General features: G+C 71.2%; 7 protein-coding genes. 1 reads left to right on the top strand and 6 read right to left on the bottom strand.

What is annotated here, in order from left to right:
• The 3 genes from AC1D1T_RS05155 to purE form a co-directional block, all read right to left on the bottom strand.
• On the bottom strand, window positions 1-665 hold a 665-nt coding region (locus tag AC1D1T_RS05155), incomplete at its 3' end, for an L-threonylcarbamoyladenylate synthase (protein ID WP_477991545.1).
• A 22-nt stretch (window positions 666-687) separates the two neighbouring features.
• Complete coding sequence (locus AC1D1T_RS05150; protein ID WP_047507732.1) at window positions 688-1863, bottom strand: 5-(carboxyamino)imidazole ribonucleotide synthase; 1176 nt, start codon at window positions 1861-1863, stop codon at window positions 688-690.
• The gene (purE, locus tag AC1D1T_RS05145) at window positions 1860-2324 is read right to left on the bottom strand and encodes a 5-(carboxyamino)imidazole ribonucleotide mutase (RefSeq protein ID WP_477825744.1); all 465 of its coding nucleotides are present in this window, start codon (window positions 2322-2324) and stop codon (window positions 1860-1862) included. Before purE ends, AC1D1T_RS05150 begins: the two co-directional genes overlap by 4 nt.
• Before the next feature lie 131 nt (window positions 2325-2455).
• Between purE and AC1D1T_RS05140 the strand changes: the two genes are divergently transcribed.
• Complete coding sequence (locus tag AC1D1T_RS05140; RefSeq protein ID WP_047507730.1) at window positions 2456-3394, top strand: tetratricopeptide repeat protein; 939 nt, start codon at window positions 2456-2458, stop codon at window positions 3392-3394.
• Window positions 3395-3400: 6 nt separating this feature from the next.
• Here the strand turns inward: AC1D1T_RS05140 and AC1D1T_RS05135 are convergent, their stop codons facing one another.
• From AC1D1T_RS05135 to fba, 3 genes are all read right to left on the bottom strand, one after another.
• Window positions 3401-4495, bottom strand: coding sequence for a tetratricopeptide repeat protein (locus tag AC1D1T_RS05135; protein WP_477825743.1), 1095 nt, complete (start codon window positions 4493-4495; stop codon window positions 3401-3403).
• Window positions 4496-4500: 5 nt separating this feature from the next.
• Complete coding sequence (locus tag AC1D1T_RS05130) at window positions 4501-5406, bottom strand: phosphoribosylaminoimidazolesuccinocarboxamide synthase (protein WP_047507726.1); 906 nt, start codon at window positions 5404-5406, stop codon at window positions 4501-4503.
• Window positions 5407-5507: 101 nt separating this feature from the next.
• The gene (gene fba / locus AC1D1T_RS05125; RefSeq protein ID WP_477839225.1) at window positions 5508-6572 is read right to left on the bottom strand and encodes a class II fructose-bisphosphate aldolase; all 1065 of its coding nucleotides are present in this window, start codon (window positions 6570-6572) and stop codon (window positions 5508-5510) included.
• Between the last annotated feature and the right edge of the window lie 53 nt (window positions 6573-6625).

The raw sequence follows: 6625 nt of genomic DNA, 5'->3' as shown, positions 1-6625 counted from the left end.
GCCTCGTCGCGGTCGGCCAGCGGCTGGCCGGCGGCCGCCTCCAGCTGCCGGCGCGTCAGCACGCCGGGGCGCAGCAGCACCGGGCGGCCGCGCGAGCAGTCGACGATGCTCGATTCGATGCCGACCTCGCAGTCGCCGCCGTCGAGCACCAGCAGCGCGTCGCCGAACTCCTCGACCACGTGCGCGGCGCGCGTCGGGCTGATGCGGCCGAAGCGGTTCGCGCTCGGTGCCGCGACGCCCGGCACGCCCAGCGCCTTGGCCTCGCGCAGCAGTGCCTGCGCGACCGGGTGCGACGGGCAGCGCAGGCCGATGCTGTCCTGGCCGCCGGCCGACGCACCGGCCACGCCGGGCGCGCGCGGCACGATCAGCGTCAGCGGGCCGGGCCAGAAGCGGGCCGCGAGCTGCTGTGCGACGGCCGGCCAGTCGGCGGCGAACACCTGCGCCGATCCGACGTCGGGCACGTGGACGATCAGCGGGTGGTCGGCCGGCCGGCCCTTGGCGGCGAAGATCTTCGCGACCGCCGCGTCGTCATCGGCGCGGGCGGCCAGGCCGTAGACCGTCTCGGTCGGCATGCCGACCAGCTCGCCATCGGCCAGCGCGCGGGCGGCCTGGTGGACGGCCTGGGTGGCCGCGGCAGCGGCGGGATCGCGGGCATCGAGCAGCACGGCAGGTCCTCGTCTCAGCCGCTCACCAGGCCGCGAGGCCCAGGTGCTCGGCCGCCTGCAGCGCGACCGCGTGGGCGAGCTCGGCCGTCGCGGCGGTGACCGTCAGGTGGCCCATCTTGCGGCCCGGGCGGGCGCTGGCCTTGCCGTAGAGGTGCAGGTGCACGCCCGGCAGCGCCAGCACCGCGGCCCAGTCGGGCTCGGTTTCGGTCGCGTTTTCGACTTTGCCGTCGCGGAACCACAGGTCCCCGAGCAGGTTCAGCATCACCGCCGGCGAGTGCAGCCGCGGCGCGGCCAGCGGCGCACCGGCCAGCGTGCGCACCTGCAGGTCGAACTGCGACTGGTCGCAGGCGTCGAGCGTGTAGTGGCCGGAGTTGTGCGGGCGCGGCGCCATCTCGTTGGCGACCAGCCGGCCGTCCTTCAGCACGAAGAATTCGACGCACAGCACGCCGACGTAGCCGAGCGTCGCGGCGATGCGCCCGGCATGCGCGATGGCCTGCTGCTGCACGTCGGGCGTCACGTCGGGCGAGGGCACGCGCGTCACCGCGAGGATGCCGTCGCGGTGCAGGTTCTGCTGCAGCGGGAAATGCACGCTCGCGCCGTCGGCGCCGCGCGCGACGATCACGCTCACCTCGTAGGCCAGCGGCAGCATCTGCTCGAGCACGCAGGGCACCTGCTTCAGCGCGTCCCACGCGGCGGCGAGCGCGGCGCGGTCGGCCACCCGCACCTGGCCCTTGCCGTCGTAGCCGAGGCGCGCGGTCTTCAGGATGCCGGGCAGCAGCGCGTCGTCGACGGCGTCGAGCTGGGTGCGGGTCTCGATCAGCGCGAACGGCGCGCACGGCACGCCGCAGCGGCCGAAGTGCGCCTTCTCGGCGGCCCGGTCCTGGCAGACCGCGACCGCATCGCCCGCCGGCGCCACCGGCCGCATCGCGGCCAGCGTGCGCAGCGCGGCGGCCGGCACGTTCTCGAACTCGGTGGTGATGGCCGCGCTGACGGCGGCCAGCTGCGTGAGCCCGGTCGAATCGAGGTAGTCGGCGCGCACATGGTGGTGCGCGACCAGGCCGGCCGGGCTGGCGGCGTCGGGGTCGAGCACCGCGGTGGCGTAGCCCATCTGCTGCGCGGCGTGCACGAACATGCGGCCGAGCTGGCCGCCGCCCATCACGCCCAGGGTCTGGCCGGGGGGGATGAAGCGCTGCGTCATTTGAGTTCGGCGGACATCGCGCGGGCGACCTCGGTCTGGCGGGCGCGGTAGGCCTCGAGCCGGGCGCGCAGCGCGGGCTGCTCGCAGGCCAGCATCGCGACGGCGAACAACGCGGCGTTGGCTGCGCCTGCCGCGCCGATCGCGAAGGTCGCGACCGGGATGCCCTTGGGCATCTGCACGATGGAATGCAGCGAATCGACGCCCTGCAGGTGGCGGCTCGCGACCGGCACGCCGAGCACCGGCACGGTGGTCTTGGCGGCCAGCATGCCGGGCAGGTGGGCGGCACCGCCGGCGCCGGCGATGATCGCGCGCAGGCCGCGCGGCGCGGCCGTTTCGGCGTAGGCGAACATGTCGTCGGGCATGCGGTGGGCAGAGACCACGCGCGCCTCGTAGGGCACGCCGAACTCGGCGAGAATCTCGGTCGCGAGGCGCAGGGTCTCCCAGTCGCTGCTGGAACCCATCACCACGCCAACCACGGGGGCGCTGCTCACGGCTCGCTCCAAGGGCTGAACAACCTTGAATTGTAGGCGGCGCGGCCCATCTGACCTCTAGGGCCTGTCAGCACTGCCCGCCTTCCCTTTGCCGGAACACGATGGACATCACGATTCAGAACTTCGAAGCCGACCTGATCAACGCCTCGGTCGAGCAGCCGGTGCTGCTGGACATTTGGGCACCGTGGTGCGGCCCCTGCAAGGCGCTGACGCCGGTGCTCGAGAAGATCGAGGTCGCCTACGCCGGCCGCTTCAAGCTGGCCAAGCTGAACGCCGACGAGCAGCCCGAGATCTCCGGCCAGCTGTCGCAGATGTTCGGCGTGCGCAGCATCCCGTTCTGCGTGCTGTTCAAGGGCGGCCAGCCGGTCGACGGCTTCGTCGGCGCGCTGCCCGAGGCGCAGGTGCGCGAATTCCTCGACCGGCACGTGCCGAGCGCCGAGGAAGCGGCCGCCGGCGAAGACCTGGCCGCGGCCGAGGAGCTGCTGGCCGAGGGCGATGCCGACAGCGCGCTGGAGCGCCTGCAGGAGGCGGTGGCGATCGACCCGGGCAATGACGTGGCCCGCTACGACTACCTGCGCGCGCTGCTGACGGCCGGGCGTGTCGATGACGCGCGCCGCGCGTTCGACCCGGTCGCGAGCAAGGTGATGCTGGACGCGCGGCTGGCCGCGGCCGGCCACTGGCTGGCGGCCAGCGAGAAGGCCGCGTCGGCGCGCAGCCCCGAGCAGCTGGCGGCGGCGATCGCCGCGAACAAGCGGGATTTCGACGCCCGCTTCGAACTCGCCCAGACGCACTTCGCCGCGCAGCGCTTCACGCAGGCGATGGACGAGCTGCTCGAGATCGTGATGCGCGACAAGGCCTGGAACGGCGAGCTGGCGCGCAAGACCTACGTGGCGATCCTCGAGCTGATGAGCAAGCCGGCGCCGAAGGCCGAGGCCGCGGCGCCGAAGGGTGCGCTGGAGGTCACGGGCAAGGTCAATACCGCGCCGGCCGACCCGGTCATCGACCAGTACCGGCGCAAGCTGAGCATGGCGCTGTTCTGATCCGGGCTACGTGAGCGCCGCGTCGAGCAGGCGCAGCACCTCGGCCTGCTCGTCGGCGAAGGCCTTCCAGGCCGCCTCGGCCTGCTGCGAGTGCTTCTTGGCGGCATCGACCTGGCCGAGTGCCGCGTAGACCTGCGCCAGCCGGCTGTGCGTGGCGGCGCGGTCGTCCAGGTCGCAGTCGGCGCGGTTCGCGGCCTCGGCGGCCTGCGCATCCCCGCGTGCTGCATCGGCCTGCTTCAGCTGGATGCGGCACCACGCCAGGTCGGCGCGCAGCCAGTTCGCCATGTGCGCCGCGCCCTGGGTCAGCGCATGGTCGAGGTGCAGCTCGTACAACGGCAATGCGTCGGCATGCCGGCCCTGCAGCGACAGCAGCTGCGCCCGCATGACCGGCGCCAGTGCATCGAGCGCCGCGGTGCCGACCAGCGCATCGAAGTTCTGCGACGACTCGGCGCCGAGCATCGCCTGCCGCGTGGCCTGCGCCTCGCCGGGGCCGCTCAGCACGTTCTGGCGCGCCTGGCTGGCGTTCAGCCAGGCCATGTTGGCGAGCAGCGCCGCGAGCGTCGCCTCGTCGCCCTCGGACGTGGCGTGCTGGCGGGTCAGCGTGTACCAGGGCTGGGCCCGCTCGTAGCGGCCGGCGAAGTGGTAGGTCTGCGCGATCACGAGGCTGATGCGCGACTGTGCCGCATGATGTTTTGCATCCGCGAGCCGCAGGGTCTCGGCAACGCGCCGCGCCATCGACGCGAAGTCGTGCCGCACGTAGTCGAGGTGGGCCAGCCAGGCACTGCACAGCGCATGCAGCGCCGGTTCTCGCGCGGCTCCGCTCATCGCGTAGGCGCGGTGGATCTTGTCGACCGCCTCGGCCGAGCCGAGCTTGCCGTAGTGCGCGATCAGCCCTTCGGCCAGGCTGATCCACGCGCTCAGCGCCATGTGCGGCTGCAAGGCGTACTGCTGCTGCAGCCCGGTGAGCGTCTTGCGCGCCTCGTCGAAGTGGCCGTGGCGCGCCATCAGGCAGGCGCGTTCGGCGCGCAGGCAATCGGCCTTGACCGGGTTGCCGGCGGCATCGATGGCGGCGTCGAGCTGCTTCAGCAGGCGGGACTGCATGGCGCTCAGGAGGTCAGGCGTTGCAGGGCTTCGCGGTACTTGGCGGCGGTCTTCTCGACCACCTCGGCCGGCAGGGCCGGGGCCGGGGCGCGCTTCGGCCAGGGTTGGCCGTCGATGCGGACCTGCTCGAGCCAGTCGCGCACGAACTGCTTGTCGTAGCTCGGCGGGTTGCGGCCTTCGCGGAAGGCGGCGTCGTAGCCCTCGACCGGCCAGAAGCGCGACGAGTCGGGCGTCAGCACCTCGTCCATCAGCGTCAGCGTGCCGTCGCTGTCGAGCCCGAACTCGAACTTGGTGTCGGCGATGATGATGCCCTTCTTCAGCGCGATCGCGGCGGCGCGGGTGTAGAGCTGGATCGCGGTGTCGCGCACGCGCACGGCGAGGTCGGCGCCGATGATCTGCGCCATCTTGTCGAACGAGATGTTCTCGTCGTGGTCGCCCATCTCGGCCTTGGTGGCCGGCGTGAAGATCGGTGCCGGCAGCGGGCTTGCGTTCTTCAGCCCGGGCGGCAGCGCGACGCCGCACACCGACTGGCTCTGCTGGTACTCGCTCCAGCCGCTGCCGGCCAGGTAGCCGCGCACCACGGCCTCGACGGGCAGCGGCTTCAGGCGCTTCACGAGCATCGAGCGGCCGCGCACCTGCGCGCGCTCGGCCGCGGTGACGACGCTCTCGGGGTCGTCGCCGGTCAGGTGGTTCGGGATGATGCCTTCGAGGTGCGCGAACCAGAACAGCGCCATCTGCGTCAGCAGCTCGCCCTTGCCGGGGATCGGTTCGCCCATGATCACGTCGAACGCGCTGAGCCGGTCGCTCGCGAGCATCAGGATACGGTCCGCGCCCACCGCGTAGTTGTCGCGAACCTTGCCGCGCGCGAGCAGGGGCAGGGAGGTGAGGGTGGAGTTCAGAACGGCGTTCATGGGCTCTTTCGGCGCAGGGGCAGGACAGCGCCGGATTGTAGTGAGCCACGAACGACGAAGCCCGGCATGGCCGGGCTTCATCAACAGTGAGGATGCGGGTTTCAGACCACCATCTGCGCCAGCTCACCCTTGGCGTAGCGCTGTGCCACCTGCGCGAGGCTCTGCGCCTTGATCTTGCCGGACTGGCCTTCGCAGCCGAACTCCAGGTAGCGCTGCTTGCAGATCGCCTTGGCGGCCTCGCGCGCCGGCTTCAGGTACTCGCGCGGGTCGAACTTCTCCGGGTTCTGCACGAAGAACTTGCGGATCGCCGCCGTCATCGCCAGGCGGATGTCGGTGTCGATGTTGATCTTGCGCACGCCGTGCTTGATGGCTTCCTGGATCTCGCTGACCGGCACGCCGTAGGTTTCCTTCATGTCGCCGCCGTACTCGCGGATCGCGGCCAGCAGCTCCTGCGGCACGCTCGAGCTGCCGTGCATCACCAGGTGGGTGTTCGGGATGCGGGCGTGGATTTCCTTGATGCGGCTGATCGCGAGGATGTCGCCGGTGGGCTTGCGGGTGAACTTGTAGGCGCCGTGGCTGGTGCCGATCGCGATCGCCAGCGCATCGAGCTGGGTGCGCTTGACGAAGTCGGCGGCCTGCTCCGGGTCGGTCAGCAGCTGGTCCATCGTCATCGTCGCGTCGGTGCCGTGGCCGTCTTCCTTGTCGCCCTTCATCGTCTCGAGCGAGCCGAGCACGCCCAGCTCACCTTCGACCGTGACCCCCACCCGGTGCGCCATGTCGACCACCTTGCGCGTCACGTCGACGTTGTAGTCGTAGCTCGCGATGGTCTTGCCGTCGGCCTGCAGCGAGCCGTCCATCATCACCGAGCTGAAACCCAGGTTGATCGCGCCCTGGCAGACGTCCGGGTTCTGGCCGTGGTCCTGGTGCATCACCAAGGGAACCCGGGGGTAACTTTCGACCGCCGCGAGGATCAGGTGCTTGATGAACGGCTCGCCGGCGTACTTGCGGGCGCCGGCGCTGGCCTGCAGGATGACCGGGGCGCCGACCTCGTCGGCCGCGCTCATCACGGCCTGCACCTGCTCGAGGTTGTTGACGTTGAAGGCCGGAATTCCGTAGCCGTTCTCGGCGGCATGGTCCAGCAGCTGACGCATCGAAACGAGTGGCATGGCGATGTCCCTGGAAGTGAAGAAACCCTTCAGCCGGCATGAAACCGCGCTGT

The sequence above is a fragment of the Rhizobacter sp. P2_H3 genome, from assembly GCF_056403355.1.
This window is presented reverse-complemented; position numbering and strand designations above follow the sequence as displayed.